Source organism: Chryseobacterium lathyri, assembly GCF_019970085.1.
GTDB classification, from domain to species: Bacteria; Bacteroidota; Bacteroidia; order Flavobacteriales; family Weeksellaceae; genus Chryseobacterium; species Chryseobacterium lathyri.
In genome coordinates, this window is sequence record NZ_JAHXYG010000002.1 from 236,564 (window position 1) to 256,374 (window position 19,811).

The following is a 19,811-nucleotide window of genomic DNA, read 5'->3' on the forward strand; positions in this document are numbered from 1 at the left end:
GATGAAATTTTCGTATTCCTTAAGACTGTGCACTTTATTTATCTTCCTGTCTGTAATAATTAATGGGCAGGAAGATAGAAAAGTGAATGCAAAGATCGAAAGCAGTATCCTTGAAAATCAGATCAGGCTCAAAGCAGTTGTTACCAATAATACGGCAGTGTACAAAGAACTGAATTACCTGTTGATCTCCATTAAAAAAGGAAGTGCCGGAAACCTGTCCAATAATCAGCAAAGCGGAAAATTCTCCATTAATCCCAATGAAGTAAAAGTTTTATCCGAGATCAATGTTAATCTTGAAAAAAAAGATGCTCTGAAAGTTTTTCTTTATGTAAAAGATGAGGAAACCCAGAAACTGATTGCGAAAGACAGCCTGGAACTCAATAATGACCTTTTCAGAAAAAAAACGGCTAAAGTAGAAGAAGATGCAGTTTTTGAATTGAAAGGACTTACTATTGATGAGACCAAAACTAAGGTAGGAAAAGACTTTTATGATCTGTTTTATATTCAGTACAGCCAGCTTCCTGACAAAAGCAATGGTGCAGTTACCATTTCCGAACTTCCCCTTCGCGGTACCAGCGGGCAGATCAATATCCAGATCGATGATAAGGTAATTTACAGCTTTATGACCAATCCAAACGAAGATTACCTGAATGAACAGCTGGCAGCCAGCTTAAAATATATCAAAGAATTTAATGCAAAGAAAAATCTTATTAAAAATGAATTTATCTACTAAAAACGTCCGCCATGAAAACTTTTATCATTATTTTAATCTTTATTGCGGGTATTTTCTCTGGAAAATCTCAGCAGCTCGTTTATAAGCCTGTCAATCCGGCATTTGGAGGCGATACTTTCAATTATCAGTGGCTTTTAAGTTCAGCAAATGCTCAGAATCAGTTTGATGAAAAAAATGATTACAGCAGTTTGCTCGATAATGTTAATTCTCTCGACAGTTTCAGCCAGAGTCTGAATAGGCAGATACTGAGCGAGCTGTCCAGAAAATTATTTGAAGATCAGTTCGGGGAGGGTAGTTTAAAGCCAGGGAATTATCTTTTCGGATCGCTTTATCTGCAGATTACTACTACAGCCCAGGGACTTTTGATCAATATTTTGGATACCAGTTCAGGCGATCAGTCCGAGATCGTCATTCCAAAATAAAAAATAACTAAAAAACCAAACTTACCATGAGAACTTACACTTACACCAGAATTTTTTTCTGGACACTCCTGCTATGCTTAATGCAGGCCTGCAGTTCTATCCTGGGACTTCCTTCCGATCCTGAAAGATCTACCATGGGAGAACTTACAGCCTCTACTGCAGAATTGAGGAACCTTCCTCTTCCCAAAGAAAAAATTGTCATCGGCGTGTACAAATTCAGGGACCAGACCGGCCAGTATAAACCCTCCGAAAACGGGAACAACTGGAGTACGGCTGTTCCACAGGGAACTACCACCATCCTGATCAAAGCACTAGAAGACAGCCGGTGGTTTATCCCCATTGAAAGAGAAAATATTGCCAATCTTTTAAACGAGAGACAGATCATCCGGTCCACAAGACAGGAATACATGAAAGATGCTGATAAAAACAGCCAGTCCCTTCCACCTCTTCTCTATGCAGGAATTCTCCTCGAAGGTGGCGTGATTTCTTATGACAGCAATGTCGTGACCGGAGGGCTGGGTGCAAGATACTTCGGAATAGGAGCTTCTACACAGTATCGCCAGGATAGAATCACTATTTATCTGCGTGCCGTCTCAACCCTTAACGGTGAAATTCTTAAAACGATTTATATTTCTAAAACCATTCTTTCGACCAGCGTGAACGGAAGCTTTTTCAGATATATTGATACAGAAAGGCTGCTGGAAGCAGAGGTTGGTCTTACACAGAACGAACCTGTACAGCTTGCGGTAACTGAAGCAATAGAAAAAGCAGTGAGATCTTTGATTGTTGAAGGCATCAGAGATAAAATATGGGGTAAATCATCTGAAAACTTAACGGGTTATCAGAATTTGATCAATGATTACAACAGAGAGCAGGAAGAAAATGTAGGAAGAACGGTTGGTAATAAATTTCCTGAGAATTACAGAAAGAAAATTTCGTTTTTTGCCAATATAGAAGCTCAGAAAATCAAAGATGATTATGTAAATCCTAAAATGAATGTCGGCGGAAAAGCAGGCGTAAAATATTTTATAAACCCTAATTTAAATATTGAAGCCAGTGGTAGCTATTTCACTTTAGAAAATCAAAATATTATTAAAAGAAATTATATCGTTCCTGAGCTTAATCTTGAATTTCTTCTGTTTCCGAAATACAGATTCAGCCCATACGTTTACGGTGGAATGGGAGCTATGCTTTCAAAATACAAGCCTCAATATAAAGGCCAGGTTGGCGGCGGGCTGGAATATATGATAGGAAATAACATGGCAATCCGGGCTTCATCTCAATATGATATTGGTTTTAAAGATGACTGGGAGGGGATGGTAAACGGGAAAAGAAAAGATCAGGCACTTCGGTTTGCTCTTGGAATCAATTTTTACCTTGGAAACAAATAAAACATGAACTATGAAAACTTTAATTAAAATACTCAGCATATTCATCCTTACTTTTTGTCTGTTTTCATGTAATGAAGACCTTATAGAACAGGCTCAGACAGGATCATTGAAAGGAAAAGTTGTAAAAAGAGGTACCAATGTGCCTATTCCTAATGTGAAAATTTTTACAGCACCTACCACACAGACGGTTTTCAGCGGGACAGACGGCACATTTGAAATTGCCGCGATGCCTGTTGGGAATTATTCTGTGAAAGCAGAACTATCCGGCTATATCACCAATTTTCAGGGTGTTAATATACAAAACGAAAACCAGGTTGTCACCGTGGTTTTTGAAATGGACGATGATGAATCGCTCAACTCTCCTCCTTCTGCACCGCAGATGCTAAGTCCGGTAGACAATGCGGTGAATCAACCCTTAAATGTTGAGCTAACGTGGACCGCTACTGATCCCGACACAGCCGATGTTTTAAAATATAGTTTAACAATTAAAAATAACCTTGATACGAATGTAATCCAGGTTAATGATTTGGCTGCGAATCATTATTCGTTGTCCAATTTGAAGTTTGGTGTTAGTTACTTCTGGCAGGTGTCTGTTTCGGACGGCATTCACCCGCCAGTTTTAAGCTCTATCAGTAAATTTACCACCAATACGGTTCCGGCCAACCGGTATCATTATGTACAGAAGCAGAACGGAAATTTTGTAATTATGTCAAGCGATGCAACGGGGAACAGCTTCCAGTTTACCAACTCATCCTATAACAGCTGGAGACCAAGGAAAAATAACAATGCCGGACTGATTGCATTTCTGCGGACGGAAGGCGGAAGTACCCATATCTACACAGCGAATCCTGACGGATCGAATCCTTTTAAGGTTACTACAGTGCCTGCTGCAGGATTTAATAATTATGAAATGGATTTTGCCTGGAGTACAAACGGACAGGAAATTCTTTATTCAAACTTCAATAAATTATACAGGATCAATAAGGATGGAAGTGGATTGACGCTAGTTTACACAACTCCTGACGGAAGCATGATCTCTGAATGCGACTGGAGCTATGACGGAAGCAGGATTGCCTTAAAAACGAATGACTACAGCGGCTACAATACAAAAATATATGTGATTGATATGACCGGAAGTATCTTGAAAACTATTGTGTCAGGATTATCCGGAGCTGCAGGCGGACTGAATTTTTCTGTGGACAGTCAAATGCTTGTGTACACCAGGGATATGTCAGGATATCAGGATGGTAGCGGAAATTATCGCCAGCTGGATTCCCATATCTTTATCTATAATCTGGTAAACGATACCGTTTATGATATTTCTGCGGAAAGCGAAAAACCGCTTGGAACCAATGACCTTGATCCGAGATTTTCTCCGAATAATGCTCAAGTGATCTTTATGAATACCTCCAATGACAATATCTCGCAGAAGAATGTAATGGTCATTGATCTCAACAGTTCCATGACCGATCTTTCAAGAACATCTCTTTTCACCAACGGCGAAATGCCGGATTATGAGTAGGGAAGAAGAGCAATTAAGTGTGAATTGTGAATGGTCAGCTGTCAATTTAGTAGTCGGCCATTCATTTTCACGGTTCAGAATGTGAGGTTACGATATAGTGTTAAAGTATTGGAGAGGTTGAGAGCTCTTTATCTTGTGGTACATTGCGGAGAAAATCATAATATATGGCTATATCTTAAAATTTACTATTCACTTGCAATGCAAAATTGAAGATTCACTTCACCCCGAAAAAATTCCAAACCTTCAGGTTTGGAATTTTTTCGGGGTGAAGTGAAATTGGTTTTCATCAGTCGATAATGTGGTTTTCTAAGGCGTATTTTACAATTCCTACGGAATTTTTGGCATTTAATTTTAAGAGAATTCTTTTGCGGTGGGTTTCTACAGTATTGATACTTATAAAAAGCTTTTCAGAAATATCTTTACTGCTGAATCCGTCGCATATCAGTTTAAGGATTTCCATTTCTCTGCGCGTAAGGGGTTCTTTCATTTGCGGGTTCGGTTTTCCTTCCTCGCTGCTCATAAAGTTGATCATTCTTTCTTTGGCATTGTCACAGATGTAGATTTCGTTCAAAAGCAGAACATTAATAGATTTTAGAAATTCATTATATGTGCTGTTTTTGTCAAGGTAGCTTTTTATGCCTTTGTTAAAAAGCTTCCGGATGTCTGTCATATCGTAACTATTGCCTATGACAATAATTTTGATTTTTTTGTTTGTGGAGGTAATGTCTTCTACAAGTCTGAAAATATCTGTAAGCATCAGCATATTGGAGCTTATGACCAGAATTTCCGGAGGGTCTTCTTTTAATTGTTCAAATAAGCGTTCATAAGAATTACAAATGTCAATCGTGTTAAAAATTTTGCTCTGTGAGAGCAGTTTTGATAAACCTTCAGTATACAGTAGCGGCTCATCAAAAATGATTAGTCTCGGTTTCATCATGGTTAGTTTTATTTATATAAAAATATAAAAAAAACTTTACATTTTAAATAAAAATAACAATTAATTGTATTTTTTTACATATAAAATGATGATAAAATATTATTTTTATTGATTATTTGATAAATAATTCTCTTATTGTGGAGTTTTGAGCATTAATTTTAGAGTTATTGTAGTTAAAACTTAGTATTAATGGTGTTTTAATTGAATTTAAACCAGACTAAAAATTATTTAACTAACACGGTAGGGATATGTTGTACCGGAAAATTGACTGACTTAGCAATAAAGCAAAATTGCCCTGCCTTGTGATGGAGTTCTTTTGCTTTTTCGATCATTGATTCTTCCGCTACAATCACTGTAGGATGTAAGGTAACTGATGTAAAGTGGCCGCTTCCATCCGCCGCTTCAGTCATAGTTCCTGTGGCTTCATCCGTATAACTGGTAACGATAATACCTTCTTCTGAACAGAAATGAAGATACCATAGCATATGGCAGGAAGAAAGAGAGGAAAGGAAAAGATCTTCGGGATTATGTTTGGTTTTGTCTCCACGGAATGCAGGATCAGAAGAACCTTCAATGAGTGCCTTATCTGCAATCTGAATCGTATGACTTCTTTCGTAGGTTCTATAGCTGCTGGTTCCTGTTCCCTTGTTGCCCGTCCAGACAATTGTTGCTTTGTAATGGTGTTCTTTGCTCATTTTAGTAGGGAGATAAAAAAAGTATCTGCTAAAATTAAGCAAATACTTTTTAATATATTTTATAAGATAGTTTGAATCCTAATCTTTAATAAGTTTCCTGGAAATAATTTTTCCATTTTCAAAACTGACCTTTGCAACATATACTCCTTTCGACAAATCTGAAACAGTTGAATTGTTTTCTTTTATGGTTTTTATAAGCCTTCCATCAACAGAATATATCTCTATTTTAAGCACTTTTTCTTTTGAAGAATAAACAAGGTTTTTCTTAACAGGATTTTCAAATGAAAAAGCTGAAGTATCCTTTGCTGTATTTGCGGTCGCCAACGAGTTATTTAGCAAGAATTTCATTATACTATTTCCTCTTACTGCAAAAATATTAGTATCATTTATGATCATATCACCTATGAAAACCAGTCCATTAGTTGTTTCAGAATAATAATTGAAAACAGGGTCAATGTTCCCGGTTGAAGTAAGTTTGGAAATAAAAAACTTTTCCATCATAGAACCAGTTATTCCTGAAATATAATAATTGCCATTTTTTTCGGTTATTGGTAAAGATAAGTTAGCACCCTCTGTACTGGTGAAGGGGAAAGCATTGATATCAAATATAAAAGAACTGTCATAAACTCCATTGGAATTTATCCTGAAAACTTCATTATCAATGTTTGAACAAATAATATTGTTACTGCTGTCCATAAAAGCTGCATTAATGAGCCCTGGTGAAGAAGGAAAAGCTAGAACCCCATTGTTGCCAAAACTTGTAAAAGGCTGCCCGTTACTATTATATTTTTCTATTGCTCCAGTTGGGTTACTTTGGCCACTGATAAGACTTATAATATTCGATTGGTTGTCTAAGAAAACATTAGCTCCTGCAGTTTGGATAGCTCCGTTGTTACCAAAGGTATTATCAATAGTGCCATTTTCATTTAATCTATATACAAGAGAATAGCCTAAAAGTGATCCAAAATTATTAAAAGCTGCCCCATAAACAATTGGTTTATTGTTTTGTAAATATAAGCCGTATCCCAAAGTATTTGAATCCGATCCAATATAAGGGATAGTGCTTATCCCATTAGTACCGAAAGACGGGTCTAATTGCCCATTAGGGAGAATCTTTGCTACAGCGGTGCCATCATCATAAAGACATACTATGAAAAGTTTACCGTCGGTATGTTTTTTCAATTGGGTATCATATGAGTTGTATGGAATTATAGTTTCCCCGTTATTTCCAAAAGACAAGTCAACAATTCCGCTAGGAGTAAGCTTTGATAATGCAGTTTCGGGATTTCCTGAAATGTTGTCTTTGAGATAGGTGAAATAAATACTCCCGTCAGTGTTCTGAATAATCTGTGTGTTGGAAGAACTACTGGCGGTGGGAATTAAATATTTACCATTTAATGCAAAACTGCTGTCATACGAATAATCTGTGCGGATACACTTTGAATTACCATAAGTAATCCCAGTAATAAAATTTTTTTCATTATTTATATTTAAGATTTTATATTAATCTACTGTAACCCAAATGACTTTTTTCAGTTCTGAAAGTTTTGCCCTTTAGTTTTGCAATTTTATCAAGAAAGTTGATTTAATGCAAAATAGCAGCTATGACATAAATATGACAAGAATTTAACTTACATGTAGTCAGATTTTTAATTTGATAAAAAATGTTGAGTCTAAAATATGTTTAATTGATTGTCTAAAAGTGTAGCATGTCTTAAATATAATTACCCCAATAGAATCAGAGGCCGTTTCTTATATTTATGAACGGAAATAATAAAAAAACCTCCAGACAAGCTGGAGGTTTAGAATTTTGTGTTAATTAGAATATCCAACCAATTCTTCTTTTTTCGAATTGTAAATCTTGTATTCTAAATATTTGAAAGAATCCCGTGGAATGATGGTTACCCATTTTTTATACTTGATGAACCATTTCATCTGGATGCTTTTGATTCCTTTGGTAAGGTAGGCTTCAACGAAAGGGTGTACATGCAGGTAAAGTTTTCCTTTATCCTTCTGTATAATGTTTCTTATGGTTTCCTCCATTCTTTCCACGATTACAATCGGAGCTATAATTTCTCCGTCTTTGTTCGGGTTTTCTTCTTTGGTTTCGATCTGTTTTTCCGGGCGGTTTCTTTGTCTGGTAATCTGGATGAGTCCAAATTTGCTCGGTGGAAGAATCTTATGACGTGCTTTGTCGCGCTTCATTTCTTCTTTCAGATGCTCGTACAGATCCCTTCTGTGTTCAGGATTCTGCATATCGATGAAATCGATTACAATGATGCCTCCCATATCACGGAGACGAAGTTGTCTGGCAATCTCGGTGGCTGCCATTTTGTTTACCTTCAGAGCGTGCTCTTTGTTTACAGAGGCTCCGGTTGTGATATTATTTCCGGAGTTTACATCAATCACGTGAAGTGCTTCTGTATGCTCTATAACAAGGTAAGCACCTTTTGAACTTGGAATATTAACGTGTTTTCCGAAACTCTGTTTGAGTTGTTTTTCAACGTTGTAATATTCGAGAAGAGGAATGTGGGAACTATAAAACTGGACAATATTCTTTTTTTCCGGAGCTATGACCTCCACGTAGTTGGTCATTTCGTCTGCCATCTGTTCATCATCGCAAATGATGCTTACGAAATCCTGGTTGAAATTATCTCTTAAAATAGCTGAAGCTTTGTCTTCTTCGCTTAAAACTCTGGCCGGAACCTTACTTTTCTGAATATTTTTGAATGTGCTTTCCCATTTTTGGATCAGCTGATTCATATCATTATGAAGGTCTGCTACTTTTTTTCCTTCCGCTACGGTTCTTATGATGACACCGAAACCTTCAGGCTTGATGCTGTCAATAAGTGTTCTCAGTCTTTCTTTTTCCTCAGTAGTCCTGATTTTTTTAGAAATGGAAACTTTATTGTCGAAAGGGATCAGGACCAGAAAACGTCCTGTTAAAGAAACCTGGGTAGAGATCCTCGGACCTTTAGTGGAAATGGGTTCTTTAGTAATCTGAAGCAGAACAAGATCATCTTTTGCAATGACTTTGTCTACGGTTCCGTTTTTGTCTATTTCGGGTTGTATCTCGAAATTCTTTAAGCTTGAAGTGCTCTGTTTTTTAGAAATAGTATCTTTTAAAAACTTTCTGTAGGTGAGGTACTGTGGTCCCAGATCCTGATAATGCAAAAAAGCATCCTTATCGTACCCGATATTTACGAATGCGGCATTCAGGTTAGGTGCCAGTTTTTTTACTCTTCCTACAAACAGATCTCCAACTATAAATTCGCTTTTGTCCTCTTGCTCATGAAGTTCACATAGTCTTCCGTCTTCCAGTAGTGCAATCTTTGTAAGATCATCTTCATGCGAAACTATTAGTTCTTTCTTCATTTTGTATAAGATAAAAATTTATTAAGATTATAGGAAACTGGCGTATTTTTTAGCAAATAAATAATTTTAAATATAAGAATTTAGAATGAAATTGCTCTATCTTTTTAAAAATATCTGCAAAAGCCTTTTTTTCCTTGAGAATCTTATAGTTGCAAACAAAAATATAGTCGGTGAACTCTAAATAAATAAAACCACCAACTATATTATTATATTGTAAACCTCGAAAAAAAGAGATTATTTTTTCTTATGTCTGTTTGCTCTTCTTCTTTTCTTTCTTTTGTGAGTTGCAACCTTGTGTCTTTTTCTTTTCTTTCCGCTTGGCATAATTTTAATTTTTTAGTAACTAGTTAATATTCAGTTAATTTTTATTTTACTGCGACTTTTGTTTTTACTTTCTCTACAAAAGATTTTGAAGGTTTGAAAGCAGGAATGTTATGAGCAGGAATTTCAATTGCAGTGTTCTTAGAAATATTTCTTCCTGTTTTAGCAGCTCTTGTTTTAATGATAAAAGATCCAAAACCTCTCAGATAAACGTTATCCCCATTATACATAGAAGTCCTGATCTCCTGCATAAAAGCTTCTACAACTTTCTGTGTTTCATTCTTTTCTGTTCCCAACTTATTTGAGATGGTGTTTACCAATTCTGCCTTTGTCATTTCCTTTTTTAATTTTAAATTTTAGGTGTGCAAATTTAGTTAAAAAAATTGAATACTAGCAAATTAGTGGCAAAATATTTTTGCTTAAAGAGTTGGAGTTTTTATGTTTACTCTATATTAATATTACGTTAAATCTTTCTACATGCTGGAATTGTAGTAACCATTTTCCACGCAGAAACGGATAAGATGCAGCTTTGTTTTCAGCCCCAGCTTTTCCGTAAGCCTGTTAATATAAGTATCAATTGTACGCGTGCTAAGGTTCAGTTTTTCAGCAATTTCCTTGTTGCTGTAGCCTTCGTAGCAGAATTTCATAAGCTGTATTTCGGTGGGGCTCAGTTCTTCCTGGCCCTTCTTCTGCCTTTCCATATAGTTCTGTACTGCCAGCGGCTGCTGTTCCCATTCCTTAGAGTACTTTTCGTAATCAAAGCCATCAGATGCAATACTTCCTTTAATGAGATCTTTTATAATAGTGCTCTTTTTCTGACAATAATAGATATTCGGGATTTTGGAAAGGATTTCAGCCATATCCTCCTGGTAGGTGCTGGAATACGTTACAATAGGAGTTTCCGTATTGTTTTTCCTGATGTATTTTATAGCCTCTATCCCGCTTAATACCGGCATAAACAGTTCTATGATAAACACATCTTCCTGTCTCCTGTAAATCCTGTTCACAAGTTCATGGCCGTTATTACAGTCATTCAGAAGCATATAGAAAGGGTTTTCCATAAGTGTTTTGATCATGATCTTCTTAAAGTAGAAGTCACTGTCAGCTATAGAAAACCGGACTGTGTTTGATAATAATTTACTCACTTTTAATATCGATTTGGTATTTGATATTTAAAATTCAGAGGCCTAATTTAGGAAAAACTTATGAAAGGTAAAATTAATCTTAACTTAATTAGGGTTTTCACGAAATTACATTAGGGAAAATACGTATTGTGCATAAATTTTTTTTTTTATATTTTCACAGGCCAAACAAATCACAAACATATGTCTTCTAACAGGGAAAAAAAACTAAACAAATCTGATGTCAGAGCAGGCATTTGGAAGTTTATTCTGTCTTTCACCGTTTTGTCGGTGGTATCTTTTCTGTGTTTATTCTTCTTTTTTAAAAGCTACAGTATACAACGGGAAGGAATCGTGCGAGAAGCTGATGCCTATAAGGAACTTATGATGAGGGGTGACGTTCTCAGGGATCATGTAGATAAAATATATGACCAGATGAACCAGCTTAACATCAATAAGGTAGAAAATGATGTTTTCCTCAGAACCAGAATTATGGATGATGTGATGGAGGCGAAAAACATTATGGGCAAAGACAGTGCTGATAATTTCAAGCATTATGCCGTTCTGATGAAACAGATAGAGCCTATGCTGAAATTGAAGAATGATATTATAGGAGTAGAATCGCAGAAAAAGATAGTCCTCAGGGATCTTGAGGAATGTATAGCAAAAGTAGGAAGGGCCAACGGCCAGCTTAAAAAAGATCCTACAAGGAATTTTACAGGAGGAAGAAGAAGATAATAAAAAAATAAAGCATATGCAGGGATCTATTACATTATCTAAGAAAGAAAGGCATTATCAGTTTTTTTATTTAATACTGATGCTTTTAGCAGCTATGATATTCTTCGGAATTATCTTTTTAAAAGGTTACGATTCCCCATTTTCGGAAGAAGATGTAAGGGGAATACAAAGTCTGGAGCAGAAGGCAGCATTCGAAAGCCAGCAAAAAATCTTACAACCCGAAATGGACAGTACCTATGTTCTCATCAGTAGAATTGCAGACAAATCCCCGGAACCTTTCGCCGAAAACAATATTTTTAATGGAATTAACGGCCTTGCGAGTCATTTTCAAGGTAATAGCAATATCATGGATATCCGTAAAGATGCATATCCGCAGATTGCTAAATTCTACAAAATGTATTTTGAGGACAAAAAAGTTATTTCTACCACTACAGAAGATGTAAAAAGATTCGAAAAAGAAGTGGAAGACTGCAGAATCGGTTTTAAAGATAAACAAAACCGCCTTTATGAAAGAGAAAATGCGCTAAGGGCAAGAACCCAGTAAAAGAAATAAACATTAAAGGAATAAACACATCACAATCACTTAACTATGAATTATTTTCAAAAAAACAAAAAGAACATTATTATTGGTGTTATCGCAACGCTGCTTATTGCGGCACTCATTGCGTTATGGCTGCAGAAAAAGGTAATCCATTCTTCCGATGATATTGTAGGAGTAGTCTATCCTTCATCACTCTCTGTAGGAGATACCCTTTTATTTGAGGATAAAACCCAGTTCGCAAAAACCAAGAGATGGAATTTTGGGGACGGAACAACTTCAGACAAAAGTACCGGAATACACTTTTATAATAAACCGGGCTATTATTCGGTAAGCTTGATTATTGATAACAAATATAGCAAGACTTTCCCTGTAATGGTTTCGGCCAGATACCAGAAGCCACAAGACAGTGCGAAGATCAGTACCGTTATTGAAGCTCCTGCACAGGCAATGCAGAACGAAAATGTACAGTTCCGTGCCGTTTCGGAGGCTACACAGTTTGCATGGAAGTTTGGCGAAACAGGCAATATAGATGCTAAAGAGAAGATGGCCATTTATTCTTATAAAAAACCGGGAGATTACCGTGTGGCATTATTCACAGAGGAAAGTCAGGAACCTATTTACCACCTTATCAAAATTCTTCCGGCTTACAACTCTTTGCAGGAAGATGAAATACCTGTAGAAGATTCCTATAAAAAGGTTGATGATGACTTCAAATATCACCTACAGCAGATTGCCAACGGGAACAGTTTTAATATGCATTATAACTACCTGTTGAGAACCTATCTCTGCAACAACGAAAACACGGTAGTGAAAGTAAGCGACAGTAAAGCGAATAACTTCTATATGTACTGTGCCGGGCTTCAGTTTGACAAAAACGTTGTCATCCAAAGTGTAAAAGTGAACTTAGATGATAAGCAGAACTGTGTAACGAAGGTAGATATAAACCAAAGCAAATAATAGAGTCCGGCATCCGGATACACCAATCATTAAAATAAAATAGGATGAAAAATAAATTTCCTCTAGCAGCATATTACATAGGATTATCAGTATTGTTGGCAAGCTGCCAGGTCAAGCTGCCGTCTAAAAGAACTCCTGAGCCGTCGCAATACGGGCAGGTAGACAATTCGCCGGTAGTGAACGGATATCCAAAAAAGTCGGTCCCGTGGATCGTTATTTCAGACAGGTCCAGAAATACGGCCTATCTTGATAAAAGTGACGAAAAATCTTACAAAGAAGTTAAGTTTCTTGAGCCTTTAATGGTTCTGAAACATAGAGACGGAATGGTAAAAGTAGCGGAATACGTTCCCGATGCCCTGATGAAAAAGGTTTCATCAAAATCCATTAAAACCTATGGCTGGATCCCGGAATCCGATCTTCTTTTATGGAACAATTCTTTGAAAAGCGAAAAAACAGGTTTCCCTGTAAGAGTCGCTGTAGTCCCGAATCACAGCGAAGTCATCAGAAGTGCAGAAAGATACTATAAGAATGATTCCATCATGGTATTCAATTCTCCAAGTCTTATAGAAGAAGCCAAGGTCAAAATTCCAAACGGACAGATGGTATATGTTTACAAACAGGCCGAAAATAATAAACGTTTTCTGGTAGGTAAAAAGCCTTCTGTTGATATAGACAGTATCGGCACCAGTTTATACGGATGGGTAAATGCCAACGTAATCTCTGCATGGGGTGAGCGTTCTGCCGTAAAGCTCAAAAATGATACGCAAGTTACAGAGTCTGCGTTAGGAATACATGAAGGATATCCTGGTGCAGCAGACGCAGAAAGCAGAACTGCAATTCTTCTTACGGATACCAATAAGAGAACGCCTCTTGAGAATATTTATCCGGTAAATTTAGCATTAAATGAAGCTCCCACACCGGACTCCAAAACGAAATACTTTACCAATATTTTAGATTACAGTAAAAATTATGTATTCAATGTTTTGGGGGAAGAGATTTATTTTGACCGTTACAGAGAAATCACGGAAAGAGATAAAAATATCAACATCGTTTTTGCTCTGGATGTAAGTGCTCCGAATGCTCCGTATGCCCCGATCGTTAAATCTCTTCTTCAGGATCTGCAGCTTAGATTTGAAAAGCCGTCTTATTTCAATGGCGTAAAATACGGCGTTGTTTTATATAAGAACAATCCGTGTGGAGAAAATGTCATGACTTCTAATTTAAGTACAGATTACAGTAAAATTACAAAGTTCATTGACGAAAAAACCAATGAAATGAATTGTGCAAGCAACAGCGGATATCAGCCGGTTGGCGAAGCGCTTTCTGCTGCTGGAAACCTACTCTCTAATGTTCCGGATGAAACCAATATTGTCGTAACAGTAGGAACTTCTGCCGACCAAAGTGGAAATATGTACAACGTGATCAGCTCCCTTACACAGGCACAGGCCAGGGTGATTATGTTTCAGACAAGTGCAAGATCATCCGATACCTACAACGATTTTGTATTGATGTCTGAAAATGTAGTGACCAATACTGCTAAAAATATTGCTGAACTGAAAAAACAGAAAATCATCAACCAGAGTGATGTTCTTACCAAAAATAACTTTAACCTTGTGGAAGGCGATGCCGGGTTCTTCTCACTGGATTATCCTAAGCAGAGTATGTCCCAGGGATTTGTCATCTTCCCTAAAAAAGGCGATGTTGCAACACCTGGATACCTGAAAAAATCTGTGGACAGCCTTATTGCGCAGGTAACTCTAGACAACGAAACGATTGATAAATCCCTGAATGAGTATTTCCACTCCTCGGTAGGAGCAGGAAGAACAGATGTAGATCTGAAATATAAATATCTCTTCCCAGGTCTTACCAATCCGGTTTCTGCAGGAATTGCAGCACAGCTGATCAATTATGGAAACCCGTTCCTTGTAAAAGGATATATCCCGAAAAATCTGAAAGAATACAAACCGGGCATAGAAAAAGGGATTCTTATCTCTGAAACGGAATATGATAACTTAAAGAACTTCTATACCGAAGTCTATCATAAGACCGAACCTGAAAGAGCGGATTTTAGCCAGTCAAGAGCTATTAAGGAATATATCAAACTTCTGAAAAAATATAATCCTACCTTAACATTCCTGGATAAATCTGAACTGTATGAAAAACCAATGGCTTATGCAGTCGGATTAAGTACCGGTTTTGATAATTCTGAAGATGAGCTGATGTCAAAATACAAGCTGAAAGGCTGGAAAAAATCTAAAATTGTTTTAAAGGAAACAGTAAGAGCATATTTCAAGAATTATAAGAATCTGGCAGAACATATGCTTTCCCACAGAAGCAATCCGGCAGTGAAAATCCAGCAGAACGGACAAACCTTCTACTGGCTTAATGAGTACTTTATGCCGACCACTCAGACCATTGAGGAGCCGGAATACACAAAACATTAATCATTATTAATAGTATCATATCAAAAGCAGGAGTATAACTTCTGCTTTTTTTGTGTCTAAAAAATTATATTTTCCTTAATTTTTTTAAACAACAGGTTCACAAACTCCCCTTTTATAACTCAAAAACAGAACCTGAAAACTTCGCTATTTCTCATTTAAGTGTAAAATCTCTCTTTTTTCTCTACAGTCCAAAAGTTGCAAACAGTGTCCTGGTGACTTCTAACAGTGATTCTTAAATCCAAAGTCGTAGAATTACTACAAAATGTGAAATTTATATCGAAATATTTTTAGAATAGAAATAAGCTCTATATATTTGTTAAACAAACACCACATCACAAAATATTAATAGTGAAAAAATTTACGGTTATGGCAGGGAATTCAGAGCTCATAATGTTCAATGACAAAAAATAACAGAAGTTGTTGAAATTACAATACAGATGATCACCGGGTTGCAGCCATATAACGAAGACACACTATTACACATCAACATTCATAAAAAAGATCGTCCTCTAAAGACGGTCTTTTTGCTTAAAGTATTAGCTGGTTACTTTTATATTGACAGGCATACAGCAATATGAATAAAACAGAATGTCGCAAAAAAAATAATTTCAACGAACATAAAATGTTAGCGGAATTTCAGAAATATTTGATTTCATCACCAGAAAACTTATTACATCTCTAATCAAAGAATTAACTATCTTTATCCAACATACATTTTATATAAAAAAGATATATTTGTAAAAGGTATATTTTGACAGATTGCACCAAATAATCTAAAAAATTAAAAGAAACACAACATATTAATATTAGAAAATTATAATGGGAGTACTAGTAACCAACGAAACAGTAAAACAGCTATTTCATATTGCTCAGTCAATAGCAAAGGAAAACTATAATGCTACATACGGCGGTCCGCACATTCTGCAGGCCTTGATGCATAAAGATATCGGCCTCAATGAATTCCTTAAAAGTATTGATAAAGATCCCGGCTACTTTTATGAATGGGCAGACGTCCGCATTGAAGATTATCCGAAAACAGCCCATCTTCCGGATGAAGTACGTCAGGATGAAGTTGTAGATACCCTTACAGAAGAAGCAGACGATATACGCTTAAAATTGGGACTGGACGAGATCACGCCTATCTGTATTCTTACCGCTATCGTAAAACCTCAGGTCGTTTTTTCACTGCAGCAGCTGAAGTCGCTTCCCCTGAGAGAACATGAAATTTTCAACTTATATAGAAAAGATACCCCTTTCGCTGTATCCGAAGACGGTGATTTTTCATCACTTTTTTCAAACGGGTCAGATTTTACAGACTCCTCATTCCCGTCAATCAAAAGCTACTGTGTAGACAGAACGGCACAAGCCAGAAAAGGCGACCTTGAAAACATCATAGGAAGAGATAAAGAGCTCAGAATGCTCGTTGAGATCCTTTGCCGAAGAAGCAAGCCGAATGTTATTATCATTGGCGAGCCGGGTGTAGGAAAAACAGCTTTAGTAGAAGGTTTTGCCATAGAAATCACCAAAGGAAATGTTCCTGAAATGTTGAAAAATGCAACCCTTCTCGAACTTGACACCGGAGCATTATTAGCCGGAACTTCTTATAAAGGTGAAATTGAAGACCGACTGAAAAAAGTTATCACTGAATGTAAAAAAATCGAAAAGGCGGTCCTTTTCATTGATGAAATTCATACCCTTCTTGATCCGAAAGGAAGCATTGGAAATGTGGCTAACCTCCTTAAGCCTGAACTGGCAAGAGGTGAAATTACCGTAATAGGAGCCACAACACAAGAAGAATACAGAAAGATCATTGAACCGGAACAGGCTTTCAACCGTCGTTTTGAAGTTCTGACAGTCAATGAGCCGGATGAGCAGACCTGTGTGAAAATGATAGATGTCCTTCTCGACGGCTACAAAAAACATCATGGCATAGAAGTAGAAAAAAACTCCATTCCCGAGTGTGTACGTTTGGCAAAAAGATATGCAAAAGGCAAAAAACTGCCCGATGCAGCCATTGATTTGCTGGACCGTACCATGGCCGCCATTAAAATGCTGGATGAACTTTCAGAAAAAGAACTGGCAGACTGGAAAGAAACTTACGAGGCCATTTTAAAGGAAGAATTTACCGACAGCAAAGACCAGGCTAATGAGCTCATCTGGAATTATAACCTCCTGAGAGATAAAATAAGTCCTATTCTTTGGGGATCATTAAACGAACAGCCGGTTATTGACAATTCCATGCCTGTTGATCAGATCCACAAAATCATTGATGATACCTATGCGGAGCTTTTACAGCATGCAGCTGTCAAAAGAGAAAAAGTAGACCGTCTGGAACTGGCAGCAGTAATGGCGGCAAAAACAAATATTCCAATAGGCAAGATCCAGGCTCAGGAAAAAGAAAAGCTCCTGAATATGGAATCTCTTCTACTGAACAGGGTAGTAGGTCAGGATCATGCTTTAAAGATCCTGTCAGACGCCATTGTTGAAAACCGAAGCGGACTGAACAAGCCGGGACAGCCTATCGGGTCATTCTTCCTTCTGGGACCTACCGGTACAGGGAAAACCGAGCTGGCAAAATCTATGGCAGAGCTCCTCTTCAATGATGAGAAAGCCATGGTACGTTTTGATATGTCCGAATTTAAAGAAGAACATTCCGCAGCATTACTGTATGGAGCGCCTCCGGGTTATGTAGGGTATGAAGAAGGAGGAATGCTGGTTAATAAAATCAGACAGCAGCCTTATACCGTTGTCTTATTTGATGAAATTGAAAAAGCCCACCATTCCGTTTTTGATGTATTCCTACAGATCATGGATGAAGGAAAGGTTCACGATAAACTGGGAAAAGAAGGCGACTTCAGCAATGCCCTGATCCTTTTCACTTCAAACATCGGAAGTGAAGAGATTGTAAAACAGTTTGAAGAAGGAAAAGTTCCGGAATCTTCCACACTGATGCAGATTATGTCCAATTCAGGGAGGTTCAGACCGGAGTTCTTAGCCAGGATCACAGAGATTATTCCTTTTGCACCGATCACAGAATCTATTGCAGAAAGAATTTTCAATATCCAGCTGAAATCACTTCATTCCTCACTGACAAGATTGGGAATGACCTTAAAGATCAGTGACGAAGCTGTGAAGAACCTTGCATTGGGAGGCTTCAGCAGCAAATACGGGGCAAGACAGATCTCCGGAGTAATCCGTGCACAGCTGGCAAGACCGATTTCTAAAATGATCGTAAGAGAAGAAGTGAAATCCGGGCAGACCATCCATGTAGACTGGAATAATGAAGAAGAAAAGCTAAGCTGGAAAGTAGATTAAAAAATTATAAAGGAAGCCTGTTTTGATAAATAATTTATCTGACAGTTTCTTTGTCAATAACCATAAGGAATTAAAATGAAAACTGTATTCAAAACCATTTTTACAGGACTGTTGCTTGCAGGGACTTTTGTAACAGTGAACGGACAGTTTCTTGCGGCTTCCGATACTTCCGAAAGCAGCGTGAAAAAGTACAATAATATTATCAATGCAAATAAGGAAATCGTTGAATTTATTGAATATTCATTGGTACAGAAAGGACTGCCCAGACATTTGAGAAACCTGGCTCTGATTGAGTCGCATTTCAACAGAAATATAACCTCAGGAGCCGGAGCAGTGGGCATATGGCAATTTATGACCTCCCATGCCAACCAGTACGGACTTACAGAACAAAACCGGACGGATGTGTATAAAAGTACAAAAACAGCTGTAATTTCCCTGGCCAATCTCTACAGAAAGTATGGCGACTGGATTACGGTTGTCGCAGCTTATAACTGTGGCGAAGGAAATATTGCCAAAGCGATGCAGAATGCAGGTTCAACACAATACCATGTGTTTTCTAAATACCTTCCCGGTGAAACAATCAATCACGTTAAAAAATACCTGAATGCTTGCTACGCAACCGGTGAGCTGGAAAGTGTTTTGAATAACTATAATTCTTCAAGACTCAACAAAATTTTCTTTACCGAAGGGGGAAGCGGCAGAAACAGTGCTGCACCTCTTCAGGAAACCGAAATTAATGCAGGATTCAATCTGGATGTCATTGCTGATGAGCTGGATGTGGAAATGAATGAAATTCTTGCCTGGAATCCCGGAATCGTTGAAGAACTGCAGAAAAAAGGGGAGAGTCCTCTTTATCTTCCTACCGACCTTATGCCGGATTTTCTTTTGAAAAAAAATAAAATTCTTTCCCGTTCTATAAAACAAGGAAGCCGTGTACAGCAGCAATAAATCTGTGCTCATTATAATTCTTAAAACCGTAACTTTTAGTAACGGTTTTTTTTGTTAATAGATTAATTTAATCCTTGATGAAAACCTGCTAATGTTCTTAAAAATTCTTAATATTTCTCTTTTAAGTGTAAAATTAATATTGTAAATGTTGTTTTTTATTTATTTTAAATTATTTTAAATCAGTTGTTTATGTTTTGTTTTAAGTCTATTATCGTAGAATTACTACATCAAATCGTAGAATTACTACAAAATTTCAGATTTATATCCAAAAGCTTTTTTATCAAAATAGGACGTTATATATTTGTTATACAATCAATCACCAAATCACAAAATATTAACGATTAAAATTTA

16 protein-coding genes are annotated in these 19,811 nt (G+C 37.0%); 10 read left to right on the plus strand and 6 right to left on the minus strand.

The features are described 5' to 3' along the window. Nucleotide 1: 1 nt before the first annotated feature. The 4 genes from csgH to LC418_RS06495 are packed head-to-tail and all read left to right on the plus strand — an operon-like array spanning nt 2 to nt 4,068. Nucleotides 2-733 carry a curli-like amyloid fiber formation chaperone CsgH gene (gene csgH / locus LC418_RS06480; RefSeq protein WP_111955776.1) on the plus strand — a complete coding sequence of 244 codons (732 nt, stop codon included), beginning with the start codon at nt 2-4 and terminating at the stop codon, nt 731-733. 11 nt (nt 734-744) lie between these two features. Next, on the plus strand, nt 745-1,155 hold the full coding sequence (locus tag LC418_RS06485; RefSeq protein WP_111955778.1) for a curli production assembly/transport component CsgF: 411 nt from the start codon (nt 745-747) through the stop codon (nt 1,153-1,155). Between the two features lie 26 nt (nt 1,156-1,181). Then, nucleotides 1,182-2,546, plus strand: a complete 1,365-nt coding sequence (locus LC418_RS06490; protein WP_223558500.1) for a CsgG/HfaB family protein — start codon at nt 1,182-1,184, stop codon at nt 2,544-2,546. 10 nt (nt 2,547-2,556) lie between these two features. Further along, the gene (locus LC418_RS06495; RefSeq protein WP_223558501.1) at nt 2,557-4,068 is read left to right on the plus strand and encodes a carboxypeptidase-like regulatory domain-containing protein; all 1,512 of its coding nucleotides are present in this window, start codon (nt 2,557-2,559) and stop codon (nt 4,066-4,068) included. Nucleotides 4,069-4,354: 286 nt separating this feature from the next. On the opposite strand, the gene LC418_RS06500 is transcribed toward LC418_RS06495, so the two are convergent. The 6 genes from LC418_RS06500 to LC418_RS06525 form a co-directional block, all read right to left on the minus strand. After that, nucleotides 4,355-5,002, minus strand: coding sequence for a response regulator transcription factor (locus tag LC418_RS06500; protein ID WP_111956225.1), 648 nt, complete (start codon nt 5,000-5,002; stop codon nt 4,355-4,357). A gap of 227 nt (nt 5,003-5,229) precedes the next feature. Then, nucleotides 5,230-5,700, minus strand: a complete 471-nt coding sequence (locus tag LC418_RS06505; RefSeq protein WP_223558502.1) for an OsmC family protein — start codon at nt 5,698-5,700, stop codon at nt 5,230-5,232. 78 nt (nt 5,701-5,778) lie between these two features. After that, complete coding sequence (locus tag LC418_RS21020) at nt 5,779-7,197, minus strand: T9SS type A sorting domain-containing protein (RefSeq protein ID WP_338075524.1); 1,419 nt, start codon at nt 7,195-7,197, stop codon at nt 5,779-5,781. Between the two features lie 318 nt (nt 7,198-7,515). Beyond that, nucleotides 7,516-9,075 carry an Rne/Rng family ribonuclease gene (locus LC418_RS06515; protein WP_111955788.1) on the minus strand — a complete coding sequence of 520 codons (1,560 nt, stop codon included), beginning with the start codon at nt 9,073-9,075 and terminating at the stop codon, nt 7,516-7,518. A gap of 365 nt (nt 9,076-9,440) precedes the next feature. Then, entirely contained in the window at nt 9,441-9,731 is a 291-nt protein-coding gene (locus LC418_RS06520) for an HU family DNA-binding protein (protein WP_002984212.1), read from the minus strand. A 138-nt stretch (nt 9,732-9,869) separates the two neighbouring features. Beyond that, nucleotides 9,870-10,541: a response regulator transcription factor gene (locus LC418_RS06525; protein ID WP_111955790.1), complete on the minus strand. Its 672-nt coding sequence runs from the start codon at nt 10,539-10,541 to the stop codon at nt 9,870-9,872. A gap of 180 nt (nt 10,542-10,721) precedes the next feature. Between LC418_RS06525 and tssO the strand changes: the two genes are divergently transcribed. From tssO to LC418_RS06555, 6 genes are all read left to right on the plus strand, one after another. Beyond that, complete coding sequence (gene tssO, locus LC418_RS06530; protein ID WP_223558503.1) at nt 10,722-11,255, plus strand: type VI secretion system TssO; 534 nt, start codon at nt 10,722-10,724, stop codon at nt 11,253-11,255. A 16-nt stretch (nt 11,256-11,271) separates the two neighbouring features. Then, on the plus strand, nt 11,272-11,799 hold the full coding sequence (locus tag LC418_RS06535; protein WP_223558504.1) for a type VI secretion system transmembrane protein TssO: 528 nt from the start codon (nt 11,272-11,274) through the stop codon (nt 11,797-11,799). Between the two features lie 45 nt (nt 11,800-11,844). Continuing rightward, complete coding sequence (locus LC418_RS06540; protein ID WP_111955796.1) at nt 11,845-12,753, plus strand: PKD domain-containing protein; 909 nt, start codon at nt 11,845-11,847, stop codon at nt 12,751-12,753. Between the two features lie 44 nt (nt 12,754-12,797). Further along, a complete protein-coding gene (gene tssR / locus LC418_RS06545) occupies nt 12,798-15,197 on the plus strand; it encodes a type VI secretion system protein TssR domain-containing protein (protein ID WP_111955798.1) in 2,400 nt (799 codons plus the stop codon). A gap of 819 nt (nt 15,198-16,016) precedes the next feature. Then, complete coding sequence (locus LC418_RS06550) at nt 16,017-18,512, plus strand: ATP-dependent Clp protease ATP-binding subunit (protein WP_223558505.1); 2,496 nt, start codon at nt 16,017-16,019, stop codon at nt 18,510-18,512. Between the two features lie 75 nt (nt 18,513-18,587). Further along, the gene (locus LC418_RS06555; protein WP_223558506.1) at nt 18,588-19,460 is read left to right on the plus strand and encodes a lytic transglycosylase domain-containing protein; all 873 of its coding nucleotides are present in this window, start codon (nt 18,588-18,590) and stop codon (nt 19,458-19,460) included. The last annotated feature ends 351 nt before the right edge of the window (nt 19,461-19,811 follow it).

Excerpts from the sequence above, each read along its gene's own strand:
- csgH (WP_111955776.1), top strand. The coding sequence starts at position 2 with ATGAAATTTTCGTATTCCTTAAGACTGTGCACTTTATTTATCTTCCTG.
- LC418_RS06485 (WP_111955778.1), top strand. The coding sequence starts at position 745 with ATGAAAACTTTTATCATTATTTTAATCTTTATTGCGGGTATTTTCTCT.
- LC418_RS06490 (WP_223558500.1), top strand. The coding sequence starts at position 1,182 with ATGAGAACTTACACTTACACCAGAATTTTTTTCTGGACACTCCTGCTA.
- LC418_RS06495 (WP_223558501.1), top strand. The coding sequence starts at position 2,557 with ATGAAAACTTTAATTAAAATACTCAGCATATTCATCCTTACTTTTTGT.
- LC418_RS06500 (WP_111956225.1), bottom strand. The coding sequence starts at position 5,002 with ATGAAACCGAGACTAATCATTTTTGATGAGCCGCTACTGTATACTGAA.
- LC418_RS06505 (WP_223558502.1), bottom strand. The coding sequence starts at position 5,700 with ATGAGCAAAGAACACCATTACAAAGCAACAATTGTCTGGACGGGCAAC.
- LC418_RS06515 (WP_111955788.1), bottom strand. The coding sequence starts at position 9,075 with ATGAAGAAAGAACTAATAGTTTCGCATGAAGATGATCTTACAAAGATT.
- LC418_RS06520 (WP_002984212.1), bottom strand. The coding sequence starts at position 9,731 with ATGACAAAGGCAGAATTGGTAAACACCATCTCAAATAAGTTGGGAACA.
- tssO (WP_223558503.1), top strand. The coding sequence starts at position 10,722 with ATGTCTTCTAACAGGGAAAAAAAACTAAACAAATCTGATGTCAGAGCA.
- LC418_RS06535 (WP_223558504.1), top strand. The coding sequence starts at position 11,272 with ATGCAGGGATCTATTACATTATCTAAGAAAGAAAGGCATTATCAGTTT.
- LC418_RS06540 (WP_111955796.1), top strand. The coding sequence starts at position 11,845 with ATGAATTATTTTCAAAAAAACAAAAAGAACATTATTATTGGTGTTATC.
- tssR (WP_111955798.1), top strand. The coding sequence starts at position 12,798 with ATGAAAAATAAATTTCCTCTAGCAGCATATTACATAGGATTATCAGTA.
- LC418_RS06550 (WP_223558505.1), top strand. The coding sequence starts at position 16,017 with ATGGGAGTACTAGTAACCAACGAAACAGTAAAACAGCTATTTCATATT.
- LC418_RS06555 (WP_223558506.1), top strand. The coding sequence starts at position 18,588 with ATGAAAACTGTATTCAAAACCATTTTTACAGGACTGTTGCTTGCAGGG.